The 16054-nt window shown below is 71.2% G+C and carries 16 protein-coding genes, 3 tRNA genes and 1 pseudogene; 12 read left to right on the plus strand and 8 right to left on the minus strand.

Annotated features, from left to right (window positions below; genetic code table 11):
- The first annotated feature begins 49 nt into the window (after positions 1-49).
- Entirely contained in the window at positions 50-844 is a 795-nt protein-coding gene (locus KHP12_RS29610; protein WP_086879998.1) for an alpha/beta fold hydrolase, read from the plus strand.
- On the opposite strand, the gene KHP12_RS29615 is transcribed toward KHP12_RS29610, so the two are convergent.
- The 3 genes and pseudogenes from KHP12_RS29615 to KHP12_RS29625 form a co-directional block, all read right to left on the minus strand.
- Positions 841-1176 carry an ANTAR domain-containing protein gene (locus tag KHP12_RS29615; protein ID WP_086879999.1) on the minus strand — a complete coding sequence of 112 codons (336 nt, stop codon included), beginning with the start codon at positions 1174-1176 and terminating at the stop codon, positions 841-843. The two genes, KHP12_RS29610 and KHP12_RS29615, sit on opposite strands and share 4 nt — an antisense overlap.
- A 191-nt stretch (positions 1177-1367) precedes the next feature.
- Positions 1368-2351, minus strand: coding sequence for a helix-turn-helix transcriptional regulator (locus KHP12_RS29620; protein ID WP_244202543.1), 984 nt, complete (start codon positions 2349-2351; stop codon positions 1368-1370).
- A gap of 154 nt (positions 2352-2505) precedes the next feature.
- A pseudogene (locus KHP12_RS29625) lies at positions 2506-4029 on the minus strand (glycoside hydrolase family 30 protein); the annotation flags it as partial.
- A 361-nt stretch (positions 4030-4390) separates the two neighbouring features.
- On the opposite strand from KHP12_RS29625, the gene KHP12_RS29630 reads away from it, so the two are divergent.
- Entirely contained in the window at positions 4391-4837 is a 447-nt protein-coding gene (locus KHP12_RS29630; protein WP_086880001.1) for an MscL family protein, read from the plus strand.
- A gap of 94 nt (positions 4838-4931) precedes the next feature.
- Here the strand turns inward: KHP12_RS29630 and KHP12_RS29635 are convergent, their stop codons facing one another.
- The gene (locus tag KHP12_RS29635; protein WP_086880002.1) at positions 4932-6152 is read right to left on the minus strand and encodes an amidohydrolase family protein; all 1221 of its coding nucleotides are present in this window, start codon (positions 6150-6152) and stop codon (positions 4932-4934) included.
- Between the two features lie 172 nt (positions 6153-6324).
- On the opposite strand from KHP12_RS29635, the gene KHP12_RS29640 reads away from it, so the two are divergent.
- Both KHP12_RS29640 and KHP12_RS29645 read left to right on the plus strand, forming a co-directional pair.
- Complete coding sequence (locus KHP12_RS29640) at positions 6325-7170, plus strand: DUF1206 domain-containing protein (protein WP_372455236.1); 846 nt, start codon at positions 6325-6327, stop codon at positions 7168-7170.
- 352 nt (positions 7171-7522) lie between these two features.
- A complete protein-coding gene (locus KHP12_RS29645) occupies positions 7523-7981 on the plus strand; it encodes a DUF3574 domain-containing protein (RefSeq protein ID WP_244202544.1) in 459 nt (152 codons plus the stop codon).
- Positions 7982-8009: 28 nt separating this feature from the next.
- Here KHP12_RS29645 and KHP12_RS29650 read toward each other — a convergent pair whose 3' ends face one another.
- Entirely contained in the window at positions 8010-8675 is a 666-nt protein-coding gene (locus KHP12_RS29650; protein ID WP_086880005.1) for an NAD(P)H-binding protein, read from the minus strand.
- A 24-nt stretch (positions 8676-8699) separates the two neighbouring features.
- Entirely contained in the window at positions 8700-9980 is a 1281-nt protein-coding gene (locus KHP12_RS29655) for an amidohydrolase family protein (RefSeq protein ID WP_086880006.1), read from the minus strand.
- A 227-nt stretch (positions 9981-10207) separates the two neighbouring features.
- On the opposite strand from KHP12_RS29655, the gene KHP12_RS29660 reads away from it, so the two are divergent.
- The 6 genes from KHP12_RS29660 (at position 10208) to KHP12_RS29685 (ending at position 12881) form a co-directional block, all read left to right on the plus strand.
- Positions 10208-10280: transfer RNA gene (locus tag KHP12_RS29660), tRNA-Thr, on the plus strand.
- A gap of 59 nt (positions 10281-10339) precedes the next feature.
- Positions 10340-10412, plus strand: a tRNA-Met gene (locus KHP12_RS29665).
- Positions 10413-10500: 88 nt separating this feature from the next.
- Positions 10501-10665 (plus strand): 50S ribosomal protein L33, encoded by a 165-nt coding sequence (rpmG, locus tag KHP12_RS29670; RefSeq protein ID WP_009715907.1) that lies wholly within the window; start codon positions 10501-10503, stop codon positions 10663-10665.
- A gap of 84 nt (positions 10666-10749) precedes the next feature.
- On the plus strand, positions 10750-11220 hold the full coding sequence (locus tag KHP12_RS29675) for a MaoC family dehydratase N-terminal domain-containing protein (protein ID WP_086880007.1): 471 nt from the start codon (positions 10750-10752) through the stop codon (positions 11218-11220).
- A complete protein-coding gene (locus tag KHP12_RS29680; RefSeq protein WP_086880008.1) occupies positions 11217-11651 on the plus strand; it encodes a MaoC family dehydratase in 435 nt (144 codons plus the stop codon). The genes KHP12_RS29675 and KHP12_RS29680 overlap by 4 nt, the downstream gene beginning before the upstream one ends.
- 174 nt (positions 11652-11825) lie before the next feature.
- Positions 11826-12881, plus strand: a complete 1056-nt coding sequence (locus KHP12_RS29685; RefSeq protein ID WP_086880009.1) for a UDP-N-acetylmuramate dehydrogenase — start codon at positions 11826-11828, stop codon at positions 12879-12881.
- Positions 12882-12919: 38 nt separating this feature from the next.
- Here the strand turns inward: KHP12_RS29685 and KHP12_RS29690 are convergent, their stop codons facing one another.
- Both KHP12_RS29690 and KHP12_RS29695 read right to left on the minus strand, forming a co-directional pair.
- On the minus strand, positions 12920-13951 hold the full coding sequence (locus KHP12_RS29690) for an adenosine deaminase (RefSeq protein ID WP_086880032.1): 1032 nt from the start codon (positions 13949-13951) through the stop codon (positions 12920-12922).
- A 160-nt stretch (positions 13952-14111) separates the two neighbouring features.
- A complete protein-coding gene (locus KHP12_RS29695) occupies positions 14112-15350 on the minus strand; it encodes a pyridoxal phosphate-dependent aminotransferase (protein ID WP_086880010.1) in 1239 nt (412 codons plus the stop codon).
- Between the two features lie 182 nt (positions 15351-15532).
- On the opposite strand from KHP12_RS29695, the gene KHP12_RS29700 reads away from it, so the two are divergent.
- Both KHP12_RS29700 and secE read left to right on the plus strand, forming a co-directional pair.
- Positions 15533-15605, plus strand: a tRNA-Trp gene (locus KHP12_RS29700).
- A gap of 107 nt (positions 15606-15712) precedes the next feature.
- On the plus strand, positions 15713-16003 hold the full coding sequence (secE, locus tag KHP12_RS29705; RefSeq protein ID WP_037952862.1) for a preprotein translocase subunit SecE: 291 nt from the start codon (positions 15713-15715) through the stop codon (positions 16001-16003).
- Positions 16004-16054 lie beyond the last annotated feature (51 nt).

Here is a 16054-nt window from a genome sequence, read left to right on the forward strand (position 1 = left end):
GCACCGCGGAGTCCCCCCATTCCATTCACCGAAGAAGGCGCCTCACGTCATGCTGCTTCCCTCCGATGAGGCAGGCCGGGGACGGCCCGTCGTCCTGCTGCACGCCCGGCCCACCGACCGCACCATGTGGGACGCCCACCTCCCGCCGCTCGCCGAGGCGGGCGTGCGGGCCATCGCCCTGGACCTGCCCGGTCACGGCGACGCGCTCGTGCCCGACCGCCACGAGGTGGCCCCCTGGTCGGACGTGCTCGACACGCTCGACCGCCTCGGGGCCGACCGCTTCGTCCTGGCCGGGAACTCGCTCGGCGCCCTGGTGGCGCTCCAAACCGCCGTCACGGCACCTGAGCGGGTGGCGGGCCTGGTACTGGTCGGGTACCGGCCCCACGACCAGCCCGCCTCCCCACGGCTGCGAGCCGCCTGGGACGCCGAAAGCGCGGCGCTGGCCGCCGGCGACCTGGACGCCGCGGTACAGGCCGGCGTCGAGGCGTGGACCTCGGCCGACGCGACCGACGAAGTACGGGCCCACGCCGCCCGAATGCTCCGCCGCCAGCTGACCGGCCGGCTGGCCCACGGCGAACCGCCACAGGCGGCGGACCCGCTCGGCACGGGCCCGGCGACGCTGCGCACGTTCACCGTCCCCGCCCTGGTCGGCGTCGGCGAACACGACATGCCGGACTTCTACGAAGGCGGCGAGGGCCTGGCCCGTGACCTCGACGCGGGCCGGACCGTCGTCATCCCCGGCGCCGGACACCTCGCGCCGCTGGAACAGCCCGCGGCGTTCTGCGCCCTGCTGATGGACTTCGTCCGCCGCCTCCCGCGGCAGTCGTCGCCCGCACCCGGCTAGAAGTCCGCCGACGTTGTCGGGGTTCTGGTCCGGCCCGTAGCGGCCGGGCGGGCCAGGGCCGCTTCCAGGGCCTGCTGGATGTCCTCGGGGAGCCGGCCGGAGTACGGCCACTGGACGATCTGTTCGGCGATCAGGCGCACCTTGGTGTTGGTGTTCTGGGACACCGTCCTGAGGACGTCCCAGCCCTGGCCCGGAAGCAGGCGGCCGTGGGTGATGACCACACCGATCGCCTGGTCGATGACGGCGTGGGAGACCACTGCCCGCCGCAGCTGCCCGACTTCCTCCTCCAGGGCGGCGATCTCCTTGAGCAGGTCATCCCTCTCGACCGCCACGTACTGCCTTTCGATCGGGAAGCGAGCCGCGGCGTCAATGGGCGATGCCGCAGCTGTCCACTCTTCAGAAGCGGGCCGGTCCGTGGCGATCCGGCAAACGCACGTCCAGGTGCCTTGCGGGACAGAAAACGAAGGCGAGGACAGAAAACGAAGGCGAGGGCGGCAAACGAAGGCGAGGGCGGCCCGGGGGGTCAGCGGCGCAGCGTGGCGCCCGGGGTGGTGCGGTAGGTCTCGCGGTACAGGGCGGCGAAGCGGGCCGGGTGGAAGAAGCCCCAGCGGGTGGCGATGTCCGCCACCGTGGCGGTCTCGGGGGCGGCGGTCGCCAGGTCGTGATGGGCGTGTGCCAGGCGTACCCGGCGGACGTAGGCCATCGGCGTGGTGTCGAGGTGTCGGCGGAAGGCGTACTGAAGGGCGCGGATGCTGACATGCGCGGCGGCCGCGATGTCGGCGACGGTAAGGGGCTCAGCGGCGTGGTCGTCGATATGGCTGAGCGCGCGCTGGAGCGTGTCGGGGTGGGCGTCGTTACGGTCGGACGCGGTGGGGTCGGTGAGCGCGGTGTTGGGGAAGGCCGTCAGCACGCTGCCCGCCAGGAGCTGGCTGACGGTGGCCCTGATCAGCGGCTGGTCGGCGATGGCGGGGTCGGCCAGGGCGTGGTCGCGCACATAGGCGATGGTGCGCCGCAGATGCCCGGCGGCGGCCGCGGAGTGCGGCCGGTGTCCGGTCAGCCGGACCGGCTGCGGGGTGCGCTGCTCGACGGTGGCGGCGACCTGGCTCAGCAGGGCGGGGTCGAGCATGGTGATGTTGTAGCGGGCGTTGCGGACCCGCCCCGAGTAGGGAAGGTCCGGCGGGGCGAGGGACACCACGTCGCCGGGGCCGAAGGCATCCTCGACACCGGGGTAGACATGGTCCTCGATGGTGCCGGTGTGGACGACGCACAGGCAGATCCTGCCGAGCGGGCTGACGGCGTAGCTCATGTCGAAGTCGAGATCGAGCTCGTCCACGGTGATCGACTCGATGGTGTCGCGCCGGATCCGTGCCCGGTTCGCGCTCGGGGTGCTGCTGCCGATGCGCATTTTGGCGTAGGCCTTGCTGAGGAAGTCCTCGGTTCTCTCCAGGTCGTCACTGTCGAAGACCAGCGTGCTCATGGCGACCTCGCCCTCCGGTGCCCAGGTCATATCGTCCTGGAGCACACATTACGGTCTGCTGACGGTGCGTCTCCCACTGCCGCCGTGCTCTGGCTGCCACGCCGAAGAGATGGCCCCTGAGCTCCGGGAAGGCGGTCAGGGGCCATTGGTGTGCGGGCGGGGCCGCGTACCGGCACCGCGGTTACGACTGGTTGCCGGTCCAGGTGAAGGTGGCGGAGGCTCGGGCGGGGAGCTGGTAGCTGAAGGACTGGCCGCCCCAGTTGACCTTCAGCGTCTGCTGGCCGCCGGTGTCGTTGTAGGCGATCAGCGCCTTGGAGCCGTCAGGGTTCTTCCAGGCCACGTTCGGGACGGTCGAGCTGGCGGTGGAGTCGATGCGGCGGGCGCCCGGCTTCACGAACTTCGTGAGGTGGCCCATCGTGTAGTACTCGGCGGTGTAGTCGACCTTGCCGCTCTGGCTGTCGCCGTTGTGCACGGTGACCAGGCCGGTGCAGGTGCCGCAGCCGCCGTTGTGCGGGACCTTGTTCTGATCGACCGCGAGGCTCCACTTGATCCAGCTCTTGCCCCAGTTGCGGGTGTAGTCGATCAGGTTGTGCATGTCTTCCTGCTGCTGATTGGCGATCCAGGTGCCGCCGGAGTGCTCGGTGTCGAAGGCGTCCACGTTCGGGTACTTGTTGTGGACCGTCGTCTGCTGGCCGACGTTGCCGCCGTAGCCGTGCCAGGCGATGCCGCCGAAGTTGGGGTGGTTGCGGATGGCCGCGTCGTCCACGACGGGCGCGCCGTAGCCCGACCACTGGTCCCAGTTCCAGTCGAGGGCGAGCACCTTGGTCCTCAGGCCCGCGTTCGCCAGCTTGGGCAGCAGCTCACTCTTGGTGAAGTAGGTGAGCCCGGAGCCGTTCCACTGCATCGAGGGGTAGCCGGAGCAGCAGGTGGGCTCGTTCTGCACGGTCACGTAGTCGATCGGCACACCCCGGCTCTGGTACTCCTGGATGTACTTCACGAAGTAGTTCGCGTAGGTGCCGTAGTACTGGGCCTCCAGCCAGCCCTGGTTGAGCTGGTCGTTGTCCTTCATCCAGGCCGGGGCGGTCCATGGCGAGGCCATGACCTTCAGCGCCGGGTTGAGCTGCCTGGCCTGCTTCGTCAGCGGCAGGACGTCGGCCAGGTCGTGGTTGATGGAGAACCTGGCGAGGCCGGGGTCGGTCTGCCCGGCCGGCACATCGTCGAAGGTGTAACCGAAGCGGGCCAGATCGGAGCCGCCGAGCGGGTTGCGCAGGAAGCTCACCCCGATGCCGTCCGTGGGCGAGAAGAGCTTGCGCATCACCTCGTCGCGGGTGTTCTGGCTCAGCGCGCCGCTGCTGTTGAACAGCCATGCGGCGGTGTCCGTGAACGACGCCCCGGCGCCCGAGAACTCCTGATACGTCCTGGATTCGTCGACGGTGACACTGCCGCCCCCGCCCGAACCGAACCGGATGGGCGCCTGCTGCTCCAGGCCCTTCACGACGGTGCGGCCGTCGGAGCCGGAGGTGGTGGTCAGATAGACGTTGACGGTCTCGCCGGCCCTGGCCGGGCCGGGGTGGGCCGCCTGGGCACCCGCCGGCGAAGCCAGCCAGGGGCAGACGGCCACCGCGACCGCTGCGAGGGCGCCCACCAGGGCGGAGCGCGGTGTGGCAGGTCTTGCCACAGGTCTTGTCGTGAGCCTGACAGATCTCATAAAAGTCGATGCCTTCCTGTGCGGACAGGAGCGGCCGGCGCGGTCACGGCCGTGCGGAGGGAAGAGCGAGTCCGGTGGCCGGTGTGTTCACGGCCACGGGGGACGGAGCGCCGGCGTGGTCACGGTGCTCGGTGACTGAATGATTCAAGGCCGGGCGAAGGACGTCAATCCTCGCGGCATGGCTTATTTCATTCTGTGGCTTAAGCCGTTTTGGAAAGTCCTCGGCGGTCGAGGCTCAGTCCGGCACTGTGCCCGGGGATCTGCCGCCGTACGGGCGGCCGTCCGTCGTGGCGCACCGTGGGCTCCGTAAGACCGCTCCTAGGGTGGTGATTCCCCCGTATCAGGACAGAGAGGGCGGATCGTGCTCAGGGGCTTCAAGAACTTCCTCATGCGCGGTGATGTCATCGTTGTCGCCGTCGGCCTGGTCACAGCGCTGGCGTTCTCGACGCTGATCAAGGCGTTCACCGACTCCGTGATCAACCCGGTCATCGCCCGGCTCCAGGGCGGCAAATCGGTCGGGCTGGGCTGGCAGCTCGGCGACCAGGGGAACACCTCGACCTATCTGAACATCGGGTCGTTCATCTCCGCCCTGATCTACTTCGTCATCTTCATGGCGGTCATCTACTTCCTGATCGTCGTGCCGTACAAGTACACCCAGCGCCGCCGCGGCGCGGAGGTCTTCGGGGAGCCGGGCCCGCTCAAGACCTGCCCGGAGTGCCTCGCCGAGGACATCCCCGAGGCGGCGCGCAAGTGCCGCTACTGCGGCTCGGACCAGCCGCGCACGAGCGAGCCGCCGCGCACGGCCTAGTCGCCGCGCACGGCCTGCTCGCCGCGTACGGCCCGGCCCCCGCGTACGGCCCGGCCCCCGCGTACGGTCCGGCCGTCCGGCTCGCCTGCGTCGGTCACCGCCCCCGGTCGAGGTCCAGCTCCAGCATCCGGATCGCGTTGCCGCGGAGGATCTTGTACGTGGTCTCGGGGGAGAGGCCGGCCACATGCTCGGCGGCGATGCGGCGCGTGTGCGGCCAGGTGGAGTCGACGTGGGGGTAGTCGGTCTCGAACGTGGCGTTGTCCACACCGACCGTGTCCAGCGAGGCGACCCCGTGCTTGTCGCGGAAGAAGCAGCAGAAGATCTGCCGGTAGTAGTACGTGGACGGCGGCTCGGGGATGAGGTCGCGGACGCCGCCCCAGGCGCGGTGCTCCTCCCAGACGTCGTCCGCGCGCTCCAGGGCGTAGGGGATCCAGCCCATCTGGCCCTCGGCGTAGGCCAGCTTCAGGCGCGGGAAGGAGACCAGGACGCCGCTGAAGAGGAAGTCCATCATCGACGCCATGGCGTTGTTGAAGCTCAGCGCGGCCTGGACGGCCGGCGGGGCGTCGGGGGAGGCGGCGGGCATCTGGGAGGAGGAGCCGATGTGCATGCACACGACCGTCCCCGTGGCCTCGCACTCGGCGAAGAACGGGTCCCAGTAGCCGCTGTGGATGCTGGGGAGCCCGAGGTAGGTGGGGATCTCGCTGAAGGTCACCGCGCGGACGCCGCGGGCCGCGTTGCGGCGCACCTCCTGGACGGCGAGGTCGACGTCCCACAGGGGGATCAGGCAGAGCGGGATGAGGCGGCCGCCGCTGTCGCCGCACCACTCCTCGACCATCCAGTCGTTGTACGCCCGGACGCACGCCAGCCCGACCTCCTTGTCCTTGGCCTCGGCGAAGGTCTGGCCGCAGAAGCGGGGGAAGGTCGGGAAGCACAGTGACGCCTCGACATGGTTGAGGTCCATGTCGGCGAGCCGGTCCTTGGGGTCCCAACAGCCGCGGCGCATCTGCTCGCGGGTGATGCCGTCGAGGGTCATCTCGTCGCGCGAGAAGCCGACGGCGGCGATGATCCGCTTGTAGGGGAAGAGATCGCCCTCGTATTGCCACCAGTCGGTGAGCTGGCCCTCCGGGTCGGTGGTGAACTTGTACTTGCCGCCGATGTAGGCCAGTTCGCCGATCCCGGCCGTGAGCGGCTTGGGGCCGCGGTCCCGGTACTTGGCCGGGAGCCAGGTCTCGAAGAGGTGCGCGGGCTCGATCACATGGTCATCGACGCTGATGACCAGGGGCAGCTCGGTGGTGCCGTTCGTCTCGCCGGTCATCTCGCCATCTCTCCCCGGTCGCCTCGTGGTGGTCCTGTCCGTTCGTTCGATCTGACGGTTCGTCAGATTCGGTGGCGGCAGAGTAGGGCGGATCGCTTCAACCAACAAGAGAAAGTCCCGTTTCCGCATGTACGTCCAGGGCAAACGATGAGCGACAACTGGGGAGGAAACGGTGAACGCATCGTCGATCGCACGCGGATTGGGTTCGGCAACGCGCACACGCACCCCGCGCGAGGCGGGCACCCGCGCCATCGAGGCGGCGGCCCGCTGGGGGCTGGCCACCCGGGGCGTGCTCTATCTGCTCATCGGCGTCCTGGCGCTGCGCATCGCCTCGGGCGACCACGGCGAACAGGCCGACCGGGGCGGGGCGCTCCAGATCCTCGCCAAGCAGCCGTTCGGCGCGGCGCTGGTCTGGGCGGTCGGCATCGGACTGGTCTGCATGGCGCTGTGGCGGCTGTCCGAGGCGGTCTTCGGGGCCGCGGGGCCGGACGGCGGCGCGGCCCGGAAGCGGCTGGCCGGGGCGGCCCGCGCGGTCTTCTACGGCGTCGTCGCGTACTCGGTGCTCTCCTTCGCCACCGGCGAGCAGGGCAGCGGCTCCAGCGACCGGCAGTCGAAGGACGTGACGGCACGCGCGCTCGACCTGCCGTACGGCCGGTGGCTGGTCGCCGCCGCCGGGGCCGCGGTGGCCGTGGCGGGGGTGTGGATCGCGGTACGGGCGATCCGGTGCGGCTTCCGCAAGCACCTCAAGGTGGGCGCGATGTCCCGGCGGACGCGGCGGGCCGTGGAGGCCCTCGGGATCTGCGGCGGGGTGGCCCGCGGGGCGGTGTTCGCGGTGGCGGGCGGCTTCGCGCTCACGGCCGCGGCGCGCTACGACCCGGGCAAGGTGAAGGGCATCGACGACACCCTGCGGACCTTCGCCGGGACGGCGGCGGGGCCCTGGCTGCTGATGGCGGTGGCGCTGGGGCTGGCGCTCTTCGGGGTGTTCTCGTTCGCGTTGGCGCGGTGGCGCAGGGTCTGAGCGACGTCCTGGGCCGGGCGGCCCCGGATCGAGCCTCCGGTGGTGGTGCCGGGCCGGGCCTCCGGCGGTGGCCCCGGATCGAACCTCCGGTGATGGTCCCGGGCCGGGCCTCCGGCGGTGGTGCCGGATCGAGCCTCCGGCGGTGGTCCCGGGCCGGGCCTCCGGTGGTGGTCCCGGCCGGGCCGCTGCCGCCTGACGCCGGGGCGGGCCGACCCCGGAGCCTCGCACGGACGTGTCCCGCGCCCCGCGCGAATGCGACCCGCGCGAAAGCACCCTCGCCTCGCACGGATGTGCACCGTAAGGCGCTCTTCCCGGGGACCCCCGGCGCCGGGACGATCGGACGATGCCGACCATGAAGCCACGCGTCCGTCTCGCCGCCGTCGGAGCGGCCTTCGCCCTCGCCGCCGCCACCCCCGTCGCCGCGTACGCCGCGCTGGACGACCCGCCCGCCGCGGCGGACCCCGGCGCCGTGGGCCGGGGCAAACCGTACGTCGAGACCCGGCTCTTCTTCGGCACCGAGCGCCCCGACGGCGGGCCGCCCGTCACCGAGAAGCAGTTCCTCGCCTTCGTGGACCGGCGGATCACCCCGCGCTTCCCCTCCGGCCTGACGATCCACGACGGCCGGGGGCAGTGGCGGGACCAGAACGGGACGATCGAGCGGGAGCGCTCGTACGAGGTGGTCCTGCTCTACCCGGCCTCCGAGGCGGGGACGCAGGACCCGCGGATCGAACGGATCCGGGCGGCGTACGAGCGCCAGTACGCCCAGGAGTCCGTGGCCCGGGCCGACGCCCCGGCCCGGGTGGACTTCTGAGCGGTCGGGCCGGGGTGAACCCGGCCCCTCACCCCCGCTCGGCGACCGCCGCCACCGCGTCCGCCACCGCCGTGTCACCGTTGATCAGCTCCAGTGTGCGGCCCGCCGTACGGGGCTCGTCCAGGAGGGCGACCAGGACCGCGGCCACGTCGTCGCGGGTGATCTCGGCGTAGCCGGTGTGTTCGGCCAGCTTCACCCGGCCCGTGCCCGGGTCGTTCGTCAGCCGTCCCGGGCGCAGCACGGTCCAGTCGAGGCCGTCCCGGGCGCGGATGTCGTCGTCCGCCGCGGCCTTGGCGCGCAGATAGGCGGCGAAGACCGGGTCGGTGTCCGGCGGCGGCTCGTGGGAGGCGCCCATCGAGGAGATGATCAGGAACCGCCGGGCCCCGGCCCGTTCGGCCGCGTCCGCGAAGAGCACCGCGGACCGGTGGTCGACGGTCTCCTTACGGGCGGCACCGCTGCCGGGGCCCGCTCCGGCCGCGAAGACGGCCGCGTCCGCGTTCTCCAGGTGCTTGACGACGTCCTCCAGTGAGGCCGACTCCAGATCGCAGACGACCGGTTCGGTACCCGACGCCAGCAGGTCGCCCGCCTGTTCCGGCTTGCGGATGATGCCCGCCACTTCGTCTCCGCGCGCGGTGAGCAGCCGCTCCAGCCGCAGCGCGATCTGTCCATGTCCACCAGCGATGACAATGCGCATGATCTCGACCGTACGCCGTGCGGCCTACTGTTGCTCGCCGCCGCTCTGCGGCCGTGTCTGCCGGGGCAGATCCAGCGCCGCCGCGGCCGCCGAGTCGCAGTACTCTCGCACCGCGCTGGTACGCGCCACCACCCGCCCCCGGTGCACCACGACCCTGCTGTACGCGAGCGAGAGCACCCCCGCGAGGCCGTCCCCGCGCACCGCGAGCAGCTCCGCCGGGAACCCGGCCTCCACCCGCACCTCGGCGAGCCCCATCGCGGCCCGCGCCCGCGCGCACACCGCCTCGTACGCCTCCTCCGGGCGCGACTCGCCCCGGGACGCCAGCAGAAAGGCGGCCTCCAGGGGATCGCCGCGCCCCACGGGGTTCACCGTGTCCCGCAGCGCCCCGCTGCCCGCGGCCACCCGGACGCCCGCGGCGCGCAGCAGCCGCACCGGCGCGCAGGGGCGGGTGCGCGCCTCCCGCATGCCCTGGTGCTCCAGCCCGGCACAGTCGCCCTGGGGGAGGCAGACGACGGTCACCCCGGCCGCCGCCAGCCGTTCGGCGATCCTCCCCGCCGTCTCCGCGGGCAGCCGGGACAGCCCGCCGCAGGGGCCGATGGTGACGCCCGGCCGCAGGCCCCCGGCCATCGCCGCGAGCCGGGCGAGGCGGGCCGGGTCGTCACCGTCCGTGTGCAGATCCACGGCGCAGCCGTGGCGCGCGGCGAGGTCGAGGACGGCCTCGGCGTGGCCGGTCGGATCCGGGTCGAGGTCGGGGCAGCCGCCGATGACCGACGCGCCCATCCCCACCGCGTCCCGCAGCATCGCCAGACCGTCCGCCCCCGCGGTGCCGGTCAGCACCCGGGGCACCGCCACCGCGCTCAGCTCCGTGAGCCCGCGCAGCGCCCGCCCGGCCTCCAGGACCGCCTCCAGGGAGCGCAGCCCGTGCACCCCGCCGATGCGGACATGGGTGCGCAGCGCCGTGGCCCCGTGGCCGAGTTCGAGCAGGGCGGCCTCGACGGTGCGCCGCTGGACGTCCCCGGGGGCGTACGGGACCGGGCCCGCCATGTCGGCCGTAAGGGCGGTGTCGCAGTGGGCGTGGGGTTCGGCGGGGGCGGGCAGCAGCAGATAGCCGCCGAGGTCCAGCCGGGTGCCGGGGACGAGGCTGCCCGCCGTGCCGACGGCCTCGATCCGCCCGCCGCTGAGCCGGACGTCCACGGTGCGCCCGTCGGCGAGCCGGACGCCGCCGAGCACCAGGGCGGTGGGCTCGCCGGGGGCCGTTCCGCCGTTCCTGGGTGGCTGTTGCGGCTGCTGCTGGCTCTCGGGCATCGCGCTCCTGGGTTCGCGCCGGGCACGCGACGGGTGACGCGCCGGGCACGCGCCGGATGCGTGCGCAGTCAAGATCACGCGGGTGCGAAGCGAAGCCTAGGACGAGGTGGGGGCGGCCTCGTGGAGGAGCCGAATAGTCGTACCGGTGTGGTGCATGAGTCCAGCGTGACGAGGGGCCGATACGGATTTCACCTTCGGCGGCCGACCGTGTAATGTCTTCATCGCTCGCCCCAATAGCTCAGTCGGCAGAGCGTCTCCATGGTAAGGAGAAGGTCTACGGTTCGATTCCGTATTGGGGCTCTGATGTGTGAGGCTTCCCGTTCCGCTACGCTGGTTGAGCGGGCAGTCACTCGCATCGCAGCGGTGTAGCTCAGTCGGTAGAGCAAGCGGCTCATAATCGCTGTGTCACCGGTTCAAGTCCGGTCACCGCTACTGACAGTAGCCGATTGTGGGGTCGGTCCTTCGATCGGCTACTCTTTCTGCGTTAACCCCCTATGTCCGTTCGTCAAGGAGCACTCACGTGGCTGCCACCGACGTCCGCCCGAAGATCACGCTGGCCTGCGTGGAGTGCAAGGAGCGGAACTACATCACCAAGAAGAACCGGCGCAACGACCCGGATCGTCTTGAGATCAAGAAGCACTGCCCGCGTTGCAACGCGCACACCGCGCACCGCGAGACGCGATAGCAATAAACTCTCATTCGAGGCCGCCCCCACTCGCGGGGGGCGGCCTCGTTTCGTTGGTAATTCAATCGCAGGAGGTGTGCGCCGATGGCGCTCGACCAGTCCTTCGTGGGGCGGACCTACCCGCCCACCGCCGCCTACGAGGTCGGCCGGGAGAAGATCCGGGAATTCGCCGAGTCGCTCGGTGACACCAATCCGGTCTACACCGACCCCGAGGCGGCCCGGGACCTCGGCTACCCCGATGTGATCGCCCCGCCGACGTTCATCTTCACGATCACCTTCAAGGCGGCCGGGAAGCAGGTTGTCGAGGACCCGCAGCTGGGACTGGACTACAGCCGGGTGGTCCACGGCGACCAGCAGTTCGAGTACACCCGCCCGGTCCGCGCGGGGGACCGTCTGAGGGTCACCTCGATCATCGACTCGATCAAGTCGCTGGCCGGCAACGACATCCTGTCCGTCCGCGGCGAGGTCCACGACGAGGCGGGTGATCATGTAGCGACGTCGTTCACGACGCTGGTGGCCCGCGCCGCTGACGCAGAGGTGGAGGAGAGCAGATGACGGCCAAGATCTCGTATGACGCCGTGGAGGTCGGCACCGAGGTGCCGACGCGCGAGTTCCGGGTGAACCGCGCCGACCTCGTGCGCTACGCGGGCGCGTCGGGCGACTTCAACCCGATCCACTGGAACGAGAAGTTCGCCAGAGAGGTCGGCCTCCCCGACGTCATCGCGCACGGCGCCTACACCATGGCCCAGGCGGCCCGGGTGGTGACCGAGTGGGCCGGCGACCCCGGCGCCCTCGTCGAGTACGGCGTCCGCTTCACCCGGCCGGTCGTGGTCCCCAACGACGACAAGGGCGCGGTCATCGAGATCGGCGCCAAGGTGACCGCCAAGCTGGACGACGAGGCCCGTACGGTGCGCCTCGACATTACGGCGACCAGCGGCGGCCAGAAGGTGCTGGGCCGGGCCCGCGCCGTGGTACGGCTCGTCTGAGCCCCCGACCGCGCCCGATGCGGCCCCCGGGCGGATGAGAGCACGCCGGAGCGCGTGCGGCCCGTCCGAGCCACTTACGGCCCGCAGGCCCGCAGGCCCGCCGGCCCCCGGATTCCCCACACCGGGGGCGGCCGCCTCGAGGAGCCCAGGGGGCGCCCCCGTACTCTTGAGCGCGTGCAGGAACTCCACGACGCCCCTCTCGCGCCCCTCACCACCTTCCGTCTCGGCGGCCCGGCCAACCGGCTGCTCACGGCCACGACCGACGACGAGGTCATCGCCGCGGTCCGCGCGGCCGACGCGGCCGGGACCCCGCTGCTGGTGATCGGTGGCGGCAGCAATCTGGTCATCGCAGACAAGGGCTTCGACGGCACCGCCCTGCACATCGCCACCAGCGGCTTCACGCTCGACGGCACCCGCCTGGAGCTCGCCGCGGGCGAGAACTGGTCGGCCGCCGTGGCCCGTACGGTCCAGGCGGGGCTCGCGGGCATCGAATGCCTCGCCGGAATCCCCGGCTCCGCGGGCGCGACGCCGATACAGAACGTCGGCGCCTACGGCCAGGAGGTCTCCGCCACGATCACCGAGGTGATCGCCTACGACCGCCGCGCCGACGAGGTCGTCACGATCCCGAACGCCGACTGCGCCTTCTCCTACCGCCACAGCCGCTTCAAGGCCGACCCCGACCGCCATGTGGTGCTCCGGGTCCGCTTCGAGCTGGAGGACGCGGACGGGCTCTCCGCGCCCGTCCGGTACGCCGAGACCGCGCGGGTGCTCGGCGTCGAGGTGGGGGACCGGGTACCGGCCGCCGTCGCCCGCGAGACCGTCCTGGGGCTGCGCGCGGGCAAGGGCATGGTGCTCGACCCCGGGGACCACGACACCTGGTCCGCGGGGTCGTTCTTCACCAACCCGGTGCTCGACCAGGACGCCCACGCCGCCTTCCTGGCCCGCGTCGCCGAACGCCTGGGCCCGGACACCGCGCCGCCCGCCTTCCCGGCGGGCGACGGCCTGATCAAGACCTCCGCGGCCTGGCTGATCGACAGGGCGGGCTTCACCAAGGGCTACGGCACGGGCCCGGCCCGGATCTCCACCAAGCACACGCTCGCCCTCACCAACCGGGGTCAGGCCACGACCGAGGATCTGCTGGCGCTGGCCCGCGAGGTGGTGGCCGGGGTCGAGGAGGCGTTCGGGATCCGGCTGGTCAACGAGCCGGTGACGGTCGGCGTGAGCATCTGATCCAGCCAACCTACTCACGTGAGTAGGTTGCGCACGGACTACTCACGTGAGTAGTCCGGGCCCGCCAGCCAGTCGTCGATATCCGCCAGCATCCGCGTCCTGACCTCCTCCGGCGCGGCCGAGCCGCGCACCGACTGACGCGCCAGCTCGGCCAGTTCGGCGTCGGTGAAGCCGTGGTGCTCGCGCACCAGCTCGTACTGCGCCGCCAGCCGTGAGCCGAAGAGCAGCGGGTCGTCCGCCCCGAGCGCCATCGGCACCCCCGCGTCGTACAGCGTGCGCAGCGGGACGTCCTCCGGCTTCTCGTAGACCCCGAGCGCCACGTTCGACGACGGGCACACCTCGCAGGTCACCTGGCGCTCGGCGAGCTTGGCGAGCAGCCGCGGGTCCTCCGCCGCGCGCACCCCGTGGCCGACCCGGGCCGCGCCGAGGTCGTCCAGGCAGTCCCGCACGCTGCCGGGGCCCGACAGCTCGCCGCCGTGCGGCGCCGCCAGCAGCCCGCCCTCCCGGGCGATGGCGAAGGCCCGGTCGAAGTCGCGGGCGAAGCCGCGCCGTTCGTCGTTGGAGAGGCCGAAGCCGACCACGCCGCGGTCCGCGTAGCGCACCGCGAGCCGGGCCAGGGTGCGGGCCTCCAGCGGATGCTTCATACGGTTGGCGGCGACCAGGACCCTGATCCCAAGACCGGTGTCCGCGGAGGCGCTCTCGACCGCGTCCAGGATGACTTCCATGGCCGGGATCAGCCCGCCCAGGCGCGGGGCGTACGAGGTGGGGTCGACCTGGATCTCCAGCCACTGGGCCCCGTCCCGCACGTCCTCCTGGGCCGCCTCGCGCACCAGCCGCCGGATGTCGTCGGCCTCCCGGAGACAGGAGCGTGCGATGTCGTACAGCCGCTGGAAGCGGAACCAGCCGCGCTCATCGGTGGCGCGCAGCTTCGGCGGCTCACCGCCGCTCAGTGCCTCGGGGAGATGGACGCCGTACTTGTCGGCGAGTTCGAGGAGGGTTGCGGGGCGCATGGAGCCGGTGAAGTGGAGATGCAGATGCGCTTTGGGGAGCAGGTGTACATCGCGTGCCATCTGCAGATACTGCCGCACGTCCGGACGCGCCGGTACCGCTTTCCCCGAACGAGGAGGCGCGCGCACGCGAACGGGCCGGAATCCGCCCCCGCGGACTCCGGCCCGTTCCTGCCGTCCGTACGGATCGTCCGTACGGACGCCGGCGCCTGAAGCCGGCGCCTTACGCGGCCGCCTCGCCCAGCAGCTTCTGCAGCCGGGAGATGCCCTCGACGAGGTCCTCGTCGCCCAGCGCGTAGGACAGCCGCAGATAGCCCGGGGTGCCGAACGCCTCACCCGGAACCACCGCGACCTCGGCCTCCTCCAGGATGAGCTCGGCCAGCTCGACGGTGGTCCGCGGCCGCTTGCCGCGGATCTCCTTGCCGAGCAGCCCCTTGACCGAGGGGTAGGCGTAGAAGGCGCCCTCCGGCTCCGGGCACTCGACGCCGTCGATCTCGTTCAGCATCCGCACGATGGTGCGGCGGCGGCGGTCGAACGCCTCGCGCATCGCGGCCACGGCGTCGAGGTCGCCCGAGACGGCGGTCAGCGCGGCGACCTGAGCGACATTGCTCACATTCGAGGTGGCGTGCGACTGGAGGTTGGTCGCGGCCTTGATGACGTCCTTGGGGCCGATGACCCAGCCCACCCGCCAGCCGGTCATCGCGTACGTCTTGGCGACACCGTTGACCACGACGCACTTGTCGCGCAGCTCGGGCACCACGACGGGCAGCGAGTGGAACTCGGCGTCGCCGTAGACCAGGTGCTCGTAGATCTCGTCGGTCAGCACCCACAGCCCGTTGTCGGCCGCCCAGCGGCCGATCTCCTCGATCTGCTCACGGCTGTAGACCGCGCCGGTGGGGTTCGAGGGGGAGACGAAGAGCAGCACCTTGGTGTTCTTGGTGCGGGCCGCCTCCAGCTGCTCGACGGAGACGCGGTAGCCGGTCGTCTCGTCGGCGACGACCTCCACCGGGACACCGCCGGCCAGCCGGATCGACTCCGGGTAGGTGGTCCAGTAGGGCGCGGGGACGATGACCTCGTCGCCCGGGTCCAGGATCGCGGCGAACGCCTCGTAGATCGCCTGCTTGCCGCCGTTGGTCACCAGGATCTGGGTCGCCTCGACCTCGTACCCGCTGTCACGCAGCGTCTTCGCGGCGATCGCGGCCTTGAGCTCGGGGAGGCCGCCGGCCGGGGTGTAGCGGTGATACTTCGGGTCGCGGCAGGCCGCGGCGGCGGCCTCGACGATGTAGTCGGGCGTGGCGAAGTCGGGCTCACCGGCGCCGAAGCCGATCACCGGACGGCCCGCGGCCTTGAGGGCCTTGGCCTTGGCGTCGACGGCGAGGGTCGCGGACTCGGAGATCGAGCCGATCCGGGCCGATACCCGCCGGTCGGTCGGGGACTGTACTGGGGGAGTAGCAGCGGTCATAGATGCATCGTCGCAGACGGGCGAAATGGGTGGCACACGGGTTTGCTCCAGGCTTCGCGCGCTTCTCGTTCGACGCCCGGCCGTCAAGCACGTACACTCACTCGTCGTTGGCCGATCAACAGCCGGATCCGACCGCACACTCCGTGCAGCCGGGTGTATGCGGTAGGTTGGGAGTGCCGCAAAGGGTCGTAGCTCAATTGGTAGAGCACTGGTCTCCAAAACCAGCGGTTGGGGGTTCAAGTCCCTCCGGCCCTGCTACACGCACTGTGATGAGGGTGCGTGCATGCGTACGCAAGGACAAGCACCGCTGTGCGGCCGGGCCGGACGCGGCACGGCCACGACCCGGATTCAGGTGAGGACGAGTGACGGAAGCCCTGGGCTCCACCGCGACGCCTGAGAGCGGTCGTCCCGAGGATGAGGAGACGACCAAGCGGGGTCGTCGTGGTGGCAAGCGCGCGAAGAAGGGGCCTTTCGGCCGGCTCGCGCTCTTCTACCGCCAGATCATCGCCGAGCTGCGGAAAGTCGTCTGGCCCACGCGCAGCCAGCTGTCCACGTACACCAGCGTGGTGATCGTATTCGTCGTCATCATGATTGGCATCGTGACCGTGATTGACTATGGGTTCAACAACGCCATCAAGTACGTCTTTGGCTGAGACCCTCGCGAAAGGCGACCGCCGTCCCGGCGTCGCCTCTTTCGCACGTTC

Origin of the sequence: Streptomyces asiaticus (assembly GCF_018138715.1) — a bacterium.
GTDB classification, from domain to species: Bacteria; Actinomycetota; Actinomycetes; order Streptomycetales; family Streptomycetaceae; genus Streptomyces; species Streptomyces asiaticus.

What these genes read in the sequence shown, in the direction of transcription:
- KHP12_RS29680 (WP_086880008.1), top strand. Translation starts at nt 11,217, where the DNA reads ATGACGGCCAAGATCTCGTATGACGCCGTGGAGGTCGGCACCGAGGTG.
- KHP12_RS29690 (WP_086880032.1), bottom strand. Translation starts at nt 13,951, where the DNA reads ATGGCACGCGATGTACACCTGCTCCCCAAAGCGCATCTGCATCTCCAC.
- KHP12_RS29635 (WP_086880002.1), bottom strand. Translation starts at nt 6,152, where the DNA reads ATGACCGGCGAGACGAACGGCACCACCGAGCTGCCCCTGGTCATCAGC.
- KHP12_RS29675 (WP_086880007.1), top strand. Translation starts at nt 10,750, where the DNA reads ATGGCGCTCGACCAGTCCTTCGTGGGGCGGACCTACCCGCCCACCGCC.
- KHP12_RS29620 (WP_244202543.1), bottom strand. Translation starts at nt 2,351, where the DNA reads ATGACCTGGGCACCGGAGGGCGAGGTCGCCATGAGCACGCTGGTCTTC.
- KHP12_RS29695 (WP_086880010.1), bottom strand. Translation starts at nt 15,350, where the DNA reads ATGACCGCTGCTACTCCCCCAGTACAGTCCCCGACCGACCGGCGGGTA.
- KHP12_RS29610 (WP_086879998.1), top strand. Translation starts at nt 50, where the DNA reads ATGCTGCTTCCCTCCGATGAGGCAGGCCGGGGACGGCCCGTCGTCCTG.
- KHP12_RS29655 (WP_086880006.1), bottom strand. Translation starts at nt 9,980, where the DNA reads ATGCCCGAGAGCCAGCAGCAGCCGCAACAGCCACCCAGGAACGGCGGA.
- KHP12_RS29645 (WP_244202544.1), top strand. Translation starts at nt 7,523, where the DNA reads ATGAAGCCACGCGTCCGTCTCGCCGCCGTCGGAGCGGCCTTCGCCCTC.
- KHP12_RS29650 (WP_086880005.1), bottom strand. Translation starts at nt 8,675, where the DNA reads ATGCGCATTGTCATCGCTGGTGGACATGGACAGATCGCGCTGCGGCTG.